Source organism: Methylobacterium sp. J-090 (assembly GCF_022829345.1).
Taxonomy (GTDB): domain Bacteria; phylum Pseudomonadota; class Alphaproteobacteria; order Rhizobiales; family Beijerinckiaceae; genus Methylobacterium.
The window spans coordinates 205,182-219,504 of sequence record NZ_JAKSXV010000106.1 but is presented as its reverse complement, the minus strand read 5'-3'; the positions used below and the strand labels follow the sequence as shown (position 1 = coordinate 219,504).

Sequence of the window (14,323 nt, the reverse complement as noted above, 5' to 3'; positions counted from 1 at the left end):
GCGAAAGACGCCCTCGCTCCGCTGCGGCACCTCGGGACGAGGGTACGGGCGGGACGCGCGTCCCACCCGCCACGTCCTCAGACTTCCACCACCTGCACGTGACAGGCGGGCTTCTTGCCCCAAGTTTCGTTGACGCCCGAGCGGATCGCCCGATCGACAGCCTTCTCGACGGCTTCGGCATCCCGGCGCTTGACCTTGGACAGGCCGGAAAGAGTCCGGGACACGCACTCGATCACCACGTCCAGCATAGGCTGACCGTTCCGGCCGCGGTTGGGCAGGCCAATGATGTCGATGGCCGGTTCGCCCAGGACCTCGCCCTGCTCGTCGATGGCGATGGCCACGGAGACGAGACCGGCCTGCGCGAGCTTGCGGCGCTCGGGGATCGCCCGGTCCTTGGCATCGATCAGGATGTTGCCATCCTTGAACAGGCGGCCGGCCTTGACGTGATCCACGATTTCCGGCGTGCCGGGGGCGAGGCGCACGACGCTTCCGTTGCGGGCCTTGACGATGTTCGGCACGCCCTGGGCCCGGGCGAAGCGCGCGTGCTCGTCGAGGTGCAGGGCCTCGCCGTGAACGGGGATCGCCGTCTGAGGCCGGGTCCAGGCGTACATCTCGGCCATCTCGTCGCGCCGGGGATGGCCCGAGACGTGGACGAGCTTCGTCCGGTCGGTCACCACCTCGATGCCGGCATTGATCAGATCGTTGATGATCGCCCCCACCGCCCGCTCGTTGCCCGGAATGGCGCGGGAGGAGAAGATCACCCGGTCTCCGGACGCGAGGGTCACGTCGGGATGGTCGTCGCGCGAGACGCGGGCCAGCGCCGCCCGCTCCTCGCCCTGCGAGCCGGTGAGCAGGCACACCACCTTGTCGCGCGGCAGGTATCCGTAGGCGTCGGCCGATCGGAACTCGGGAAGGCCGTCGAGGAAGCCGCATTCGCGGGCGACCCCGATCACCCGGTCCATGGCGCGACCGACGGCGACGACCTCGCGGCCGCAAGCCTGAGCAGCTTCCGCGACGGCGCGCATCCGCGCCACGTTGGACGCGAAGGTGGTGACGGCGACCCGGTGGGGCGCCTCCGAGATCAGCTCGCGCAGGGTGGCGGCGACCTCGGCCTCGCTCGGAGACCGGCCCTCGCGCACCACGTTGGTCGAATCGCTGATCATGGCGAGGATGCCCTCGTCGCCCAGCGCCCGGAACGTCGCCTCGGAGGTCACGTCGCCGAGAATCGGGGTCGGATCGAGCTTCCAGTCGCCGGTATGGAGCAACAGGCCATGGGGCGTGCGGATGGCCACCGCATTCGACTCGGGAATCGAGTGCGAAACCGGGATGTACTCGATGTCGAAGGGCCCGAGCTGGACGCGGCGTCCGGCTTGGATCTCCTTGAGCACAACCTTCGGCGCACCCGGTTCGCTGAGGCGGCGGGCCTCCAGCAGGTTCTTGGCAAAGCGCGTGGCGTAGACCGGCGCCTTGAGCTTGGGCCACAGCTCACCGATGGCGCCGATGTGGTCCTCGTGCGCGTGGGTGATGAAGATCCCCAGCAGATCGTCCTTGCGCTCCTCGATGAAGCTCAGGTCCGGGAACATGAGGTCGATACCGGGAAAGCCCTCTTCCCCGGCGAAGCCCATGCCACAATCGACCATGATCCACTTGCGACGCTTGGCCGGCCCGAAGCCGTACAATGCCGCGTTCATGCCGATCTCGCCCACGCCGCCGAGCGGCACGAAGACGAGTTCGTCTTGCCCTGTCGTCATCTTCACCTAAACCTCAAGCCGCCGTCGCGGCCGTACCCAGATGCACCTCGCCCGCCGTCACGGTCCGTCGCGTTCCATCCTCCGATCGGACGACGAGCCGCCCCGCCCCGTCGATCGTCTCGAAAATTCCTTGCACGCGGGTGTCGCCGGTCTGAACGGTCACCGTCGCGCCGATCCCGGCCGCGTCGGCGATCCAGCGTTCGCGGATCCTCGAGAATCCCCGGCCACGATCCCACACTCGCGCGGCGTCGACGATCCCGTCCGTCAGATGGACGAATAGATCCTCGGCGCGCGTGGCGTGCTGCATCTGCCTGAGGCACGTAGCCGGATAAGGCAAGCCCTCCGGTGCCGCAGCGACGTTGACGCCGAAGCCCATGACCACGCAGCGCCGCCCGCCGGCGAGCGTCTCGGCTTCCAGAAGGAGGCCGGCGAGTTTGGCCCCGGAGGCCAGGATATCGTTCGGCCACTTCAACGCGACGCCGTCAATCCCTGCTCCGCGAAAGGCTCCCATCAGACCGATTCCGGCGACGAAACCGAGGGTTGGCACGTCGGCCGGATCGACATCGTGAACCGGCCAGAGCAGGCTCACCGTGAGATTGCCGGGCGAGGAGGCCCAGGTGTTGCCACACCGGCCGCGCCCGGAGGTTTGGCGATGGGCCACCACCCAGAGGGGGCCGGCCTCGCCGGCACGCGCCCGCTCCAGGGCCTCGGTGTTGGTGGAGCCGAGGCTGTCGTGAACGTGCAGCCGATGCCCATCCGCCCGCGCGAGGCCCCCGAGGCGGTAGCCGCTCAAGGCTCGGGCCTCAGGACCCGGCGAACAGCGACTTCGCGGCCGCTCCCGCAGCCCCCACGAGGGGAGCCGGCAGCAGCACGAACAGGATCACGACGGCGCTCGATAGGCCGAGCACGATGCGCAGGCCTGGCGCCATGGGATCGTAGGGCGCCAGTGGCTCGTCGAAGTACATCACCTTGACGAGGCGGAGATAGTAGAACGCCCCGACAACGCTGGTGACGACGCCGATGATGGCGAGCGCCACGAGGTTGGCCTCGATGGCTGCGGCGAAGACGTAGAACTTCGCGAAGAATCCGGCGAGCGGCGGGATGCCGGCGAGCGAGAACATCATCGCGGCGAGGCAGAACGCCAGGACCGGATGGGTGCGCGACAGGCCCGAGAGGTCGTCCACGGTCTCGAACATCTGGCCGCCGCGGCGAAGCGACAGGATCACCGCGAAGGCGCCGAGTGTCATGGCGAGGTAGATGATCATGTAGATCACCACGCCGCTGATGCCCGCCTGCGAACTCGCCGCCAGACCGACGAGGGCGTAGCCGACATTGCCGATGGAGGAATACGCCATCAGGCGCTTGATGGAGCGCTGCCCGATGGCCGCAAAGGACCCCAGCGCCATGGAGGCGATGGCGACGAACACGATAATCTGCTGCCAGACCGCCGTCACGTCGGGGAAGGCCCCTATGAAGATCCGCACGGTCATGGCCATGGCGGCCATCTTGGGGGCCGAGGCGAAGAACGCGGTGACGGGCGTCGGCGAGCCCTCGTAGACGTCCGGCGTCCACATGTGGAACGGCACAGCCGCGAGCTTGAAGGCGACACCGGCGGCCACGAACACGATGCCGAGGACGAGACCGAAGCCAACATTCGCGTCGTTCAGGGCGGCGACGATGCCGGGGAACGAGACCGTGCCGGTAAAGCCGTAGACCAGGGACGAGCCGTAGAGCAGCATGCCCGACGAGAGCGCCCCGAGGACGAAGTACTTCAGCCCGGCTTCCGTCGATTTCAGGTTGTCGCGGTGGAAGGCCGCGATGACGTAGGCGGCGAGCGACTGGAGTTCGAGGCCGAGATAGAGGGAGATGAGGTCGTTGGCCGAGGCCATGACCAGCATGCCGAGGGTGCACAGGACGATGAGGATCGGGAACTCGAACCGGTCGATCCGCTCGCGCTGGAAATAGTCGCGCGACAGCAGGATCGAGGCGGCGGAGCCCAGCAGGATCAGGGCCTTCATCACCTTCGAGAAGCCGTCGACGATGAACGCGCCATTGAGGGTCGTCACCTTGGTGCCCGACTGGGACATGACCACGAACAGCGCCAGGATCAGCAGCAGCAGGGCGCCGACATTGACGCCCTCGGCGGAGCGCTCGCCCCGGAACGATCCGTAGAGGATCAGGACGAGGACGCCGACACCGAGGATCAGCTCCGGCAGGGCGGGCCAGAGCGCGGGCAGGACGGATTGGGCGACGGTCATCGGATCGAAGCTTTCAGCGCGCGACGGGCGGGAGGGCGGCCGCCGTCTGCGTGTTCGAGAGCGCGGTCTTCATGCTCTGCATCAACGCCTCCGTGGAGGGGGCGAAGGTGTCGAGGATCGGAGCCGGGTGGACCCCGTAATAGATCGTCAGGGCGACCAGCGGCGCGATGATGATCTTTTCGCGGAGATCCAGGTCGAGGATGCCCTGGAGGTTGGGTTTCTCGAGCTTGCCGTAGATCACCCGGGCGTAGAGCCACAGGGCGTAGCCGGCCGACAGGATGATGCCGAACACCGAGAAGAACGCGACCGTGGGATTGGCCCTGAAGGCGCCCATCATGGCCAGAAACTCGCCGACGAAACCCGACGTGCCGGGAAGCCCCACGTTGGCCATGGTGAACACCATCATGGCCGCCGCGTAGAGGGGCATGCGCTTCACGAGGCCGCCATAGGCCGCGATCTCGCGGGTGTGCATCCGATCGTAGACCACGCCGACGCAGAGGAAGAGCGCGCCGGACACGATGCCGTGGGAGATCATCAGGAACAGGGCGCCCTGGATGCCCTGCTCGTTGAGGGTGAACAGGCCGAGCGTCACGAAGCCCATATGCGCCACGGACGAGTAGGCAATGAGCTTCTTGATGTCCGTCTGCATCATCGCGATCAGCGAGGTGAAGATGATCGCGATGACCGAGAGGGCGAACACCATCGGGGCGAAGGCCTGGGATGCGTCGGGGAACATCGGCAGCGAGATGCGGATGAAGCCGTAGCCGCCCATCTTGAGGAGGATGCCGGCCAGGATCACCGACCCGGCGGTGGGCGCCTCCACGTGCGCGTCAGGCAGCCAGGTATGGACCGGCCACATCGGCATCTTCACCGCGAAGGAGGCGAAGAAGGCGAGCCACAGCCAGGTCTGCATGCCGACCGGGAAGCGGGTGTGCAGCAGGGTCGGGATGTCGGTGGTGCCGGCGTGCCAGTACATCGCCATGATGGCGAGCAGCATCAGTACCGAGCCGAGCAGGGTGTAGAGGAAGAACTTGAAGCTCGCGTAGATGCGCCGCTTACCGCCCCAGATCCCGATGATGAGGAACATCGGGATCAGGCCTGCTTCGAAGAACAGGTAGAACAGCACCAGATCGAGGGCCTGGAACACGCCGATCATCGTCGTCTCGAGGACGAGGAACGCGACGTAATACTCCTTCACTTGCTTATCGACGGAGAGCCACGACGCGCCGATGCAGAACGGCATCAGGAAGGTGGTGAGCAGGATCAGCGGCATCGAGAAACCGTCAACGCCGAGTTTGAATCGGATCGATTCGGTCAGCCATGCATGGGTCTCGATGAGCTGGAAGCTCGATGTGGTCGCATCGAACCGGCTCCAGGCCACCAGGGACAGGAGAAAGGTGAGGAGCGTGGTGGCGAGCGCCGCCCAGCGCGCGTTGCGCTTCGATGCCTCCGTCTCATCACCGAGGGTGAGGATGAAAGCCGCGCCGCACAGGGGCACGATCAGGAGGCCGGAGAGGATTCCGAGGCCGAACATCTAGCGGGCGCTCCCGTTCTTGGTGTCTCTCACAAAACTCCCGCTGCCCGTTGGTCGCAGAGCGAGAACCGCCGGGGACCGGGAGTTTTGTGAGGCCCTCTTATCCGCGACCATCAGTGTCCGGCCTTCGGCAGGCCGGTGAGCATGTACCAGCTAATGAATCCGGCGACACCGACGAGCATGACGAAGGCGTAATGGTAGACGTAGCCGGTCTGGAGCCGGACGACGCCGCGGGTGACGTCCATCACGCGGGTGGCGATGCCGTCCGGCCCCATCCCGTCGATGACCCGGCCGTCGCCCTCCTTCCAGAGGAACTTGCCGAAATCCTTGGCCGGGCGGACGAAGATCCGGTCGTAGAGTTCGTCGAAATACCACTTGTTGAGCAGGAATCGGTACAGGCTCGGCTGCTGGGCCGCGAGCTGGCCCGGCAGTTCGGGGCGGCGGATGTACATCCAGAACGCCAGCACGAAGCCGATCAGCATCATGATGAAGGGCGAATAGGCCACCAGCGCCGGCACTGAGTGGATGTCGTGCATGATGTGGTTGTCGGGACCGTGGCCCAGGGAATGGCCCCAGAACGCGTCCATGCCCTCGCCGATGAAGCGGTTCTTGAAGATCAGGCCGGCGAACAGCGCGCCGAAGGCGAGGATGCCGAGCGGAATCGTCATCACGAGGGGGCTCTCGTGCGGCGTGTGGGCGTGGTCGTGGTGCTCGATGGCGCTGTGCGAGGCCGGCTCGACATCGTGGCCGTGGTCGTCGTGGGCGACGCCCTCGTGGTGGCCTGGCGCGCCGTCGGCCTGGGCCGAGGCGCCGGCATGCGCCACCGCCGGATGATGGTCGTCATGGTGCGCGGCGCCGTGACCGGCTCCGTGACCGGCCCAGCGCGCCGGCCCCTCGAAGGTCATGAAGAACAGGCGCCAGGAATAGAACGAGGTCATCAGGGCGGCGGTGACGGTGGCGAGAAAAGCCAGCGTGTGGCCGGGCCGGGTCGAGGCGTAGGCCGCCTCGATGATCGCGTCCTTGGAATAGTACCCGGCGGTGAACGGGAAGCCGATGAGCGCCAGAGTGCCGATGGTCATCATCGCCGTGGTGAACGGGATGTAGCGGCGCAGATTGCCCATGTTCCGCATATCCTGCTCGTGGTGCATCGCGTGGATGACCGAGCCGGCGCCGAGGAACAGCAGCGCCTTGAAAAAAGCGTGGGTGAAGAGATGGAACACGGCGGCGGAGTAGGCGCCGACGCCCAGAGCCACGAACATGTAGCCGAGCTGCGAACAGGTCGAGTAGGCGATCACGCGCTTGATGTCGTTCTGGACGAGGCCGACCGTGGCGGCGAAGAACGCGGTGATGCCGCCGATGACGGTGACGACGACGAGGGCGTTCGGTGCCAGCTCGAAGATCGGCGACAGCCGCGCGACCATGAACACGCCCGCCGTCACCATGGTGGCGGCGTGGATGAGGGCGGAGACCGGGGTCGGTCCCTCCATGGCGTCGGGCAGCCAGGTATGGAGCAGGAACTGCGCGGACTTGCCCATGGCGCCCATGAACAGGAGCAGGCAGGCGAGCGTCCAGGCGCTCCAGTCGTAGCCGAGGAAGTGGAAGGTCGCGTCCTTGATCTCGGGAGCGCGGGCGAAGATGCCGTCGAAGGCGATGGAGCCCGTGAGCACGAAGACGAGGAAGATGCCGAGCGAGAAGCCGAAATCGCCGACCCGGTTGACGATGAAGGCCTTCATCGCCGCCGCATTGGCCGAGGGCTTCTCGTACCAGAACCCGATGAGCAGGTAGGAGGCGAGGCCGACGCCCTCCCAGCCGAAGAACATCTGCACGAGGTTGTCGGCCGTCACCAGCATCAGCATGGCGAAGGTGAACAGGGACAGGTAGGCGAAGAAGCGCGGCCGGTGCGGGTCCTCGGCCATGTAGCCGATGGAGTAGAGGTGCACGAGGGTCGAGACCGAGGTCACCACCACCAGCATCACGGCGGTGAGCGTGTCGATGCGGAAGGCCCAATCGACCACAAGGTCCCCGGCGGTGAACCAGGTGGCGACCTGAACCCGCGTGGCGTGGTCCGTGCCCGGAATCTCCAGGAAGACGCCCCAGGAGAGCAACGCCGAGAAGGCGAGGAGGCCCGTGGTGATGGCTTCGCACACCTTGGGGCCGAACTGGCGGCCGAACAGGCCGGCGAGCAGGGCGCCGATGAGCGGGAAGAAGACGATCGCGTGATACATCGCTGGCTTGTCCGGCCTCCTGGGTCGTGGCTAGTCCCGCGCCGCGCGCGGACCCTCGCGAACGAGCCCTGTCTTCGTGTCACCGCCCGGACCCGGCATCTGCCCAGCCCCGCTCGATTAAGGTGTCTTCGCCTAGGCGCGCCGCTCAGCCCTTCATCATGTTCACGTCCTCGACCGCGATGGAGCCGCGGTTGCGGAAGAACACGACGAGGATGGCGAGACCGATGGCAGCCTCGGCCGCCGCCACGGTCAGTACGAACAGGGCGAAGACCTGACCGGTTATGTCGTTGAGATGGGTCGAGAACGCCACGAGGTTGATGTTCACCGCGAGCAGGATGAGCTCCACGGACATCAGGATGACGATGACGTTCTTGCGGTTGATGAAGATGCCGAGCACCCCGAGGGTGAACAGGATGGCGGCGACGGTGAGGTAGTGGCTCAGGCCGATCATGGGCAAACCCTCTCGCGCGGCGCCATCAGACTTCCACGCCCTGGCGCGAGGGCACCTTGCGGGTCTCCACCGCGTCCGACTGGGTGCGGGCGTTCTGCACGGAGATGTTCTGGCGCTTGACGCCGGGGCGGTCGCGCAGGGTGAGCACGATGGCGCCGATCATCGCCGTCAGCAGGATCATCCCGGCGAGCTGGAAGTAGAAGACGTAGTCTGTGTACAGCACCCGGCCCAAGGCCTGGGTGTTGGTGACGCCCTCGGAACTGGCGAGGGGTCCGAGCGGCGCCTGCAGCAGATCGGGATCGATGCTCCACGAGCCGACGACCAGGATGAGCTCGATGAGGAAGATCGCCCCGATGAGCGCGCCGACGGGCAGGTAGCGCTGAAAACCCTGACGCAGCTGGGCGAAGTCCACGTCGAGCATCATCACGACGAACAGGAACAGCACCGCGACGGCGCCGACATAGACCACCACGAGGATCATCGCGAGGAACTCGGCGCCCATCATCACGAACAGGCCGGCGGCGTTCACGAAGGCGAGGATGAGGTACAGCACCGAGGCCACGGGATTGCGCGAGGCGATCACCATGAAGCCCGAGGCGACGGTCACGCCGGCGAACAGGTAGAAGAAGGCTGCGGCTGCACTCATGCGATTGTGGAGATCAGCCGTCCCGAGGACAGCCCCTTCTGCCGTTGATTCGTCCATGGCCCGTGCAGGCCGCCCGCAGGGCCAATAGAGGCCGCCCGTCTATAGAACCCGACCCTGCGGTGCACAACCGCGGAGCCGCCGTGTCTCACCGGTAAGGCGCGTCCACGGCGAGGTTGCGCGCGATCTCGCGCTCCCAACGGTCGCCGTTCAGGAGGAGCTTGTCCTTGTCGTAGAGGAGCTCCTCACGGGTCTCCACGGAGAATTCGAGGTTCGGCCCCTCGACGATGGCGTCCACCGGGCAGGCCTCCTGGCACATGCCGCAGTAGATGCATTTCACCATGTCGATGTCGTAGCGGGTGGTGCGCCGGGTGCCGTCGTTGCGGCGCGGGCCCGCCTCGATGGTGATGGCCTGGGCCGGGCAGATCGCCTCGCACAGCTTGCACGCGATGCAGCGCTCCTCGCCGTTGGGATAGCGGCGCAGAGCGTGCTCGCCCCGGAAGCGCGGCCCCCTGTGCCCCATCTCGAAGGGGTAGTTGATGGTGGCCTTCGGCTTGAAGAAATAGCGCATGGCGAGGGCGAACCCCGTCACGAACTCCTTCAGGAGAAGTCCCTTGGCGACCTGATCGAGCTTCATGCCACGATCTCCCATTGGATGATGTCAGGCGCCCGGCGCTAGGCCGGTGAGCTTGAGAACGAAGGCGACGACGACGACGGAGATCAACGAGAGGGGCAGGAACACCTTCCAGCCCAGCCGCATGAGCTGGTCGTAGCGGTAGCGGGGCACCATGGCCTTCACCATGGCGATCATGAAGAACAGGAAGCTGGCCTTGAGGGCGAACCAGATCAGGCCCGGCACCCAGGTGAAGGGCGCGAACGGGATCGGCGAGAGCCATCCGCCGAGGAACAGCACCGTGCCCAGCGCGCACATGGTCATGATGGCCACGTACTCGCCGAGCATGAACAGTAAGTACGGCGTCGAGGAATACTCGACCATGTAGCCCGCGACCAACTCGGACTCGGCCTCCGGCAGATCGAAGGGCGGGCGATTGGTCTCGGCGAGCGCCGAGATGAAGAACACGATGAACATCGGGAACAGCCACAGCCAGTACCAGCCGAGGATGCCGAGCGACGTGTCCTGCGCCATGACGATGCGCGAAAGGTTGAGCGAGCCGGCGCAGAGCAGCACGCAGATGATGACGAATCCGAGGGACACCTCGTAGGAGATCATCTGCGCCGCCGAGCGCAGGGCGCCGAGGAACGCGTATTTCGAGTTCGAAGCCCAGCCGCCCATGAGCACGCCGTAGACGCCCAAGCTGGAGATGGCGAAGATGTAGGTGATGCCGACGTTGAGATCGGCCAGCGCCCAGCCTTCGGCCAGGGGAATCACCGCCCAGGCGGCGAGCGCGAGCGTTGCGAAAACCAGGGGCGCGAGGAGGAACAGCCCCTTGTTGGCGCCGGCCGGAATCACCGGCTCCTTGAGGACGAACTTCAAGAGATCGGCGAAGGACTGGAACAGTCCCCAGGGTCCGACGACGTTGGGGCCGCGCCGCAGCTGCACCGCCGCCCAAATCTTGCGGTCGGCGAGCAGGGCGTAGGCGATGAACACGAGCAGCAGGGCCAGGAGCACGAAGCTCTTGAGGGCCATGAGCAGGACGGCGCCGAGGACTTCCCAGAAGGTCATCGAGAAATCCCTACTCGGCGGCTTCGAGGCCGCGCACGCGGGCGAGGCTCGAACATTCGGCGAGCACCCGCGAGGCGCGGGCGATCGCGTTGGTGAGGTAGAAGTCGGGCACGGCCGGTGCGAAAGCGGCGCGGTCGGGCGTGCCGCCGAGACCAGCCAGAATCTCGGCCGTTGCCACCCCGTCGCTCGGCGCCACGGCATCGAGGGCGGCGAAATGCGGGTGGGTACCGTAGAGCGTGCGGCGCAGGGCGCCCAGGGAATCGAACGGCAGGCGCTGGCCGAGCACGTCGGAGAGGGCGCGCAGGATCGCCCAATCCTCACGGGCGTCGCCCGGCGGGAAGCCGGCGCGGTTGGTCATCTGCACCCGGCCCTCGAGGTTGACGAAGGTCGCGCTCTTCTCGGTGTAGGCCGCGCCCGGCAGGACGACGTCGGCCCGGGTGGCGCCCCGGTCGCCGTGGGTGCCCTGGTAGATCACGAAGGCGCCCGGCGCGATCTCGACCTCGTCGGCGCCGAAGTTGAACAGAACGTCGAGGGCGCCGCCCTGCACCATCGCCGCGAGATCGAGGCCCCCCTCCCCCGGCGCGAAGCCGAGATCGAGGGCGCCGACGCGGGCGGCGGCCGTGTGGAGCACGCCGAACCCGTTCCACTCCGGCGTCACCGCGCCGATATCCCTGGCCAGTGTCGCGGCGGCCGAGAGAATCGCGGCGCCGTCGGGCCGCGCCAGGGCGCCCATGCCGACGATGATCAGGGGATGGCTAGCCGCGCTTAAGACCTCGGCGAAGCTGTGCCGGCCGGCGGCGATCTCGGCCAGGGTGTCGGGTCCAGCGCCGAGATAGGTGTGGGGATAGGTAAGGTCCACCGCCTCGCCGATGAGGCCGACGGCCAGCGGCGCCATGCGCCAGCGCTTGCGGATGCGGACGTTGAGGAGCGAAGCCTCGAGGCGCGGGTTCGTCCCGACGAGGAGGATGGCGTCGGCCTCCTCGATGCCCGGAATCGTCGTGCCCAGGGTGTAGGCCGCTCGACCCCAGGACGGATCGAGCTTTTCACCCGCCTGCCGGCTGTCGAGGTTGGTGACGCCGAGCGCCGTCATCAGCGATTGCAACGCGAAGATTTCCTCGACGCCCGCGAGATCGCCCACGATGGCGCCAATGCGCTTGCGGTCGGTGCCCTTCACCTTCGCGGCAATCGCGGCAAAGGCCTCGCCCCAGGAGGCCGGGCGCAGGCGGCCGTTCTCGCGGACATACGGCCGGTCGAGGCGCTGCATCCGCAGGCCGTCCACGGCATGGCGGGTCTTGTCCGAGATCCATTCCTCGTTGACCGCCTCGTTGATGCGCGGCTCGATCTGCATGACCTCGCGGCCCTTGGCATCGACGCGGATGGCGCAGCCCACCGCATCCATCACGTCGACGGACTCGGTCTTCGACAGTTCCCAGGGCCGGACCTCGTAGCTCTGCGGCTTGTGCACCAGCGCCCCCACGGGGCAGAGATCGGCGACATTACCTTGGAGCTCAGAGCCCATGGCGGATTCGAGGTAGCTCGTGATCTCCATGTCCTCGCCGCGCCCGATGGCGCCGAGATCCGGCACCCCGGCGACTTCCGCGAGGAAGCGGACGCAGCGGGTGCAGTGGATGCAACGGTTCATGGCCGTGCGCACCAGCGGGCCGATGTACTTCTCTTCCACGGCGCGCTTGTTCTCGCCGTAGCGGGTCGAATCGACGCCGTACGCCATGGCCTGGTCCTGCAGATCGCAGTGGCCGCCCTGGTCGCAGATCGGGCAATCGAGGGGGTGGTTGATGAGGAGGAACTCCATCACCCCCTCGCGGGCCTTCTTCGTGGTTCCCGATCGCGTGAGAACCTCCGGGGGCTCGCCGTTGGGGCCGGGGCGGCAATCCTTCACCGCGTAGGCGCAGGACGCCACGGGCTTCGGCGCACCCTTCAGCTCCACCAGGCACATGCGGCAGTTGCCCGCGATGGACAGCCGCTCGTGGAAGCAGAAGCGCGGGATCTCCGCGCCAGCGATCTCGCACGCCTGGAGAAGCGTGTAATCGGCGGGAACATCGACCTCGGTGCCGTCGACGATGAGCTTGGTCATTGGCGTGTTTCCCGAGTCGCTGCGGCGGCGTCCGGCTCGCCGAAGCGGAGCAGGTTCCCAGCCGGGTCCCAGACATAGAATTCGCGCATGCCCCATTCGCGCGTCTGCACGGGGCTGATCCGTCCGCCCTCGGCCGCGGCTTCGAGGCCGGCCCGCACGGACTCGATGTCGGTCACACGGATGTAGGCAGAGGTATTCTCGGCGATGGTCCGGTCCGGACAGGCCCAGAAGTGAAGTTCGACCCCCTCGCGCTCGACGATGGCATAACCGTCCATCACGAGGCCGACGACGAAGCCGAGCTTGTCCCGATACCAATCGGCAGCCGCGCCCGGATCCGGAGCGGCGAGCAGCGGGCAGACTCTGGTGAGGCTTCCCATCGCGCGCTACTCCGCCGCCATCGGCACGGGATCGGAATGGGGGTTGGCGCTGTAACGGTCGATGCGGCGCTCGATCTCGGGGCGGAAGTGCCGGATCAGCCCCTGGATCGGCCAAGCCGCCGCATCGCCCAGCGCGCAGATGGTGTGGCCCTCGATCTGCTTCGTCACGTCGAGCAGCATGTCGATCTCGCGGCGCTGGGCGCGCCCTTCCGCCATGCGCAGCATCACCCGCCACATCCAGCCGGTGCCCTCGCGGCACGGCGTGCACTGGCCGCAGGACTCGTGCTTGTAGAAGTAGGCGATGCGGGCGATGGCCGAGACGATATCGGTGGAACGGTCCAGCACGATGACCGCTGCCGTGCCGAGGCCGGAGCCGAGGCTCTTCAGGGTATCGAAATCCATCTTGGCGTCGATGATCTGCTCGGCCGGCACCAGGGGCACCGACGAGCCGCCGGGGATGGAGCACAACAGGTTGTCCCAGCCGCCGCGCATGCCGCCGCAGTGCCGGTCGATGAGATCCCGGAAGGTGATCCCGAGTTCTTCCTCGACGTTGCACGGCTTGTTGACGTGGCCCGAGACGCAGAACAGCTTGGTGCCGGTGTTGTTCTTGCCGCCGAGCCCCGCGAACCACGCGCCGCCCCGGCGCAGGATGGTGCCGGCCACCGCGATGGATTCGACGTTGTTCACCGTCGTCGGGCAGCCGTAGAGGCCCATGTTCGCCGGGAACGGGGGCTTGAGGCGCGGCATGCCCTTCTTGCCCTCGAGGCTTTCCAGCAGCGCCGTCTCCTCGCCGCAGATATAGGCGCCGGCGCCGTGATGGACGTAGATGTCGAACGGGTAGCCGTGAACGTTGTCCTTGCCGACGAGGCGGGCCGCATAGGCCTCGTCGACGGCCTTCTGCAAGGCGTGCTTCTCGGCGACGTACTCGCCGCGGATGTAGATGTAGCAGGCATGCGCGGCCATGGAGAACGAGGCCAGCATGCAGCCCTCGATCAGGAGATGCGGATCGTGCCGCATGATCTCCCGGTCCTTGCAGGTGCCCGGCTCCGACTCGTCGGCGTTGACCACGAGGTAGTGCGGGCGTCCATCCGACTTCTTCGGCATGAACGACCACTTGAGGCCGGTGGGAAAGCCGGCGCCGCCGCGTCCGCGCAGGCCCGATTGCTTCATCTCCTCGATGATCCAGTCGCGGCCCATCTCCAGCAGGAACTTGGTGCCGTCCCAGGCGCCGCGCTTTTTGGCCTCGTCCAGGCCCGGCGAGTGCAGGCCGTAGAGATTGGTGAAGATGCGATCCTGATCGGAGAGCAT

General features: G+C 66.8%; 12 protein-coding genes. All 12 read right to left on the bottom strand.

Going from position 1 to position 14,323, the window contains the following annotated elements; all coding sequences use genetic code 11:
• Positions 1–77: 77 nt before the first annotated feature.
• The 12 genes from MKK49_RS22420 to nuoF all read right to left on the bottom strand — a co-directional run bounded on the left by MKK49_RS22420 (position 78) and on the right by nuoF (position 14,323).
• A complete protein-coding gene (locus tag MKK49_RS22420; RefSeq protein ID WP_244032123.1) occupies positions 78–1,751 on the bottom strand; it encodes a ribonuclease J in 1,674 nt (557 codons plus the stop codon).
• A gap of 13 nt (positions 1,752–1,764) precedes the next feature.
• Positions 1,765–2,496: a biotin--[acetyl-CoA-carboxylase] ligase gene (locus MKK49_RS22415; protein ID WP_244032323.1), complete on the bottom strand. Its 732-nt coding sequence runs from the start codon at positions 2,494–2,496 to the stop codon at positions 1,765–1,767.
• 58 nt (positions 2,497–2,554) lie between these two features.
• The gene (gene nuoN / locus MKK49_RS22410; protein WP_244032122.1) at positions 2,555–4,009 is read right to left on the bottom strand and encodes an NADH-quinone oxidoreductase subunit NuoN; all 1,455 of its coding nucleotides are present in this window, start codon (positions 4,007–4,009) and stop codon (positions 2,555–2,557) included.
• Positions 4,010–4,022: 13 nt separating this feature from the next.
• Positions 4,023–5,543 carry an NADH-quinone oxidoreductase subunit M gene (locus MKK49_RS22405; protein WP_244032121.1) on the bottom strand — a complete coding sequence of 507 codons (1,521 nt, stop codon included), beginning with the start codon at positions 5,541–5,543 and terminating at the stop codon, positions 4,023–4,025.
• Positions 5,544–5,656: 113 nt separating this feature from the next.
• Positions 5,657–7,768, bottom strand: coding sequence for an NADH-quinone oxidoreductase subunit L (gene nuoL / locus MKK49_RS22400; protein ID WP_244032119.1), 2,112 nt, complete (start codon positions 7,766–7,768; stop codon positions 5,657–5,659).
• Between the two features lie 145 nt (positions 7,769–7,913).
• Complete coding sequence (gene nuoK, locus MKK49_RS22395) at positions 7,914–8,219, bottom strand: NADH-quinone oxidoreductase subunit NuoK (protein ID WP_056089088.1); 306 nt, start codon at positions 8,217–8,219, stop codon at positions 7,914–7,916.
• Positions 8,220–8,244: 25 nt separating this feature from the next.
• Complete coding sequence (locus MKK49_RS22390) at positions 8,245–8,865, bottom strand: NADH-quinone oxidoreductase subunit J (protein ID WP_147708839.1); 621 nt, start codon at positions 8,863–8,865, stop codon at positions 8,245–8,247.
• Positions 8,866–9,010: 145 nt separating this feature from the next.
• The gene (gene nuoI / locus MKK49_RS22385) at positions 9,011–9,499 is read right to left on the bottom strand and encodes an NADH-quinone oxidoreductase subunit NuoI (RefSeq protein WP_056089094.1); all 489 of its coding nucleotides are present in this window, start codon (positions 9,497–9,499) and stop codon (positions 9,011–9,013) included.
• 24 nt (positions 9,500–9,523) lie between these two features.
• Entirely contained in the window at positions 9,524–10,546 is a 1,023-nt protein-coding gene (gene nuoH, locus MKK49_RS22380) for an NADH-quinone oxidoreductase subunit NuoH (RefSeq protein WP_244032117.1), read from the bottom strand.
• Between the two features lie 10 nt (positions 10,547–10,556).
• Positions 10,557–12,638 (bottom strand): NADH-quinone oxidoreductase subunit NuoG, encoded by a 2,082-nt coding sequence (nuoG, locus tag MKK49_RS22375; protein ID WP_244032115.1) that lies wholly within the window; start codon positions 12,636–12,638, stop codon positions 10,557–10,559.
• On the bottom strand, positions 12,635–13,015 hold the full coding sequence (locus tag MKK49_RS22370; protein ID WP_244032113.1) for a bleomycin resistance protein: 381 nt from the start codon (positions 13,013–13,015) through the stop codon (positions 12,635–12,637). Before MKK49_RS22370 ends, nuoG begins: the two co-directional genes overlap by 4 nt.
• A 6-nt stretch (positions 13,016–13,021) precedes the next feature.
• On the bottom strand, positions 13,022–14,323 hold the full coding sequence (gene nuoF, locus MKK49_RS22365) for an NADH-quinone oxidoreductase subunit NuoF (protein WP_244032111.1): 1,302 nt from the start codon (positions 14,321–14,323) through the stop codon (positions 13,022–13,024).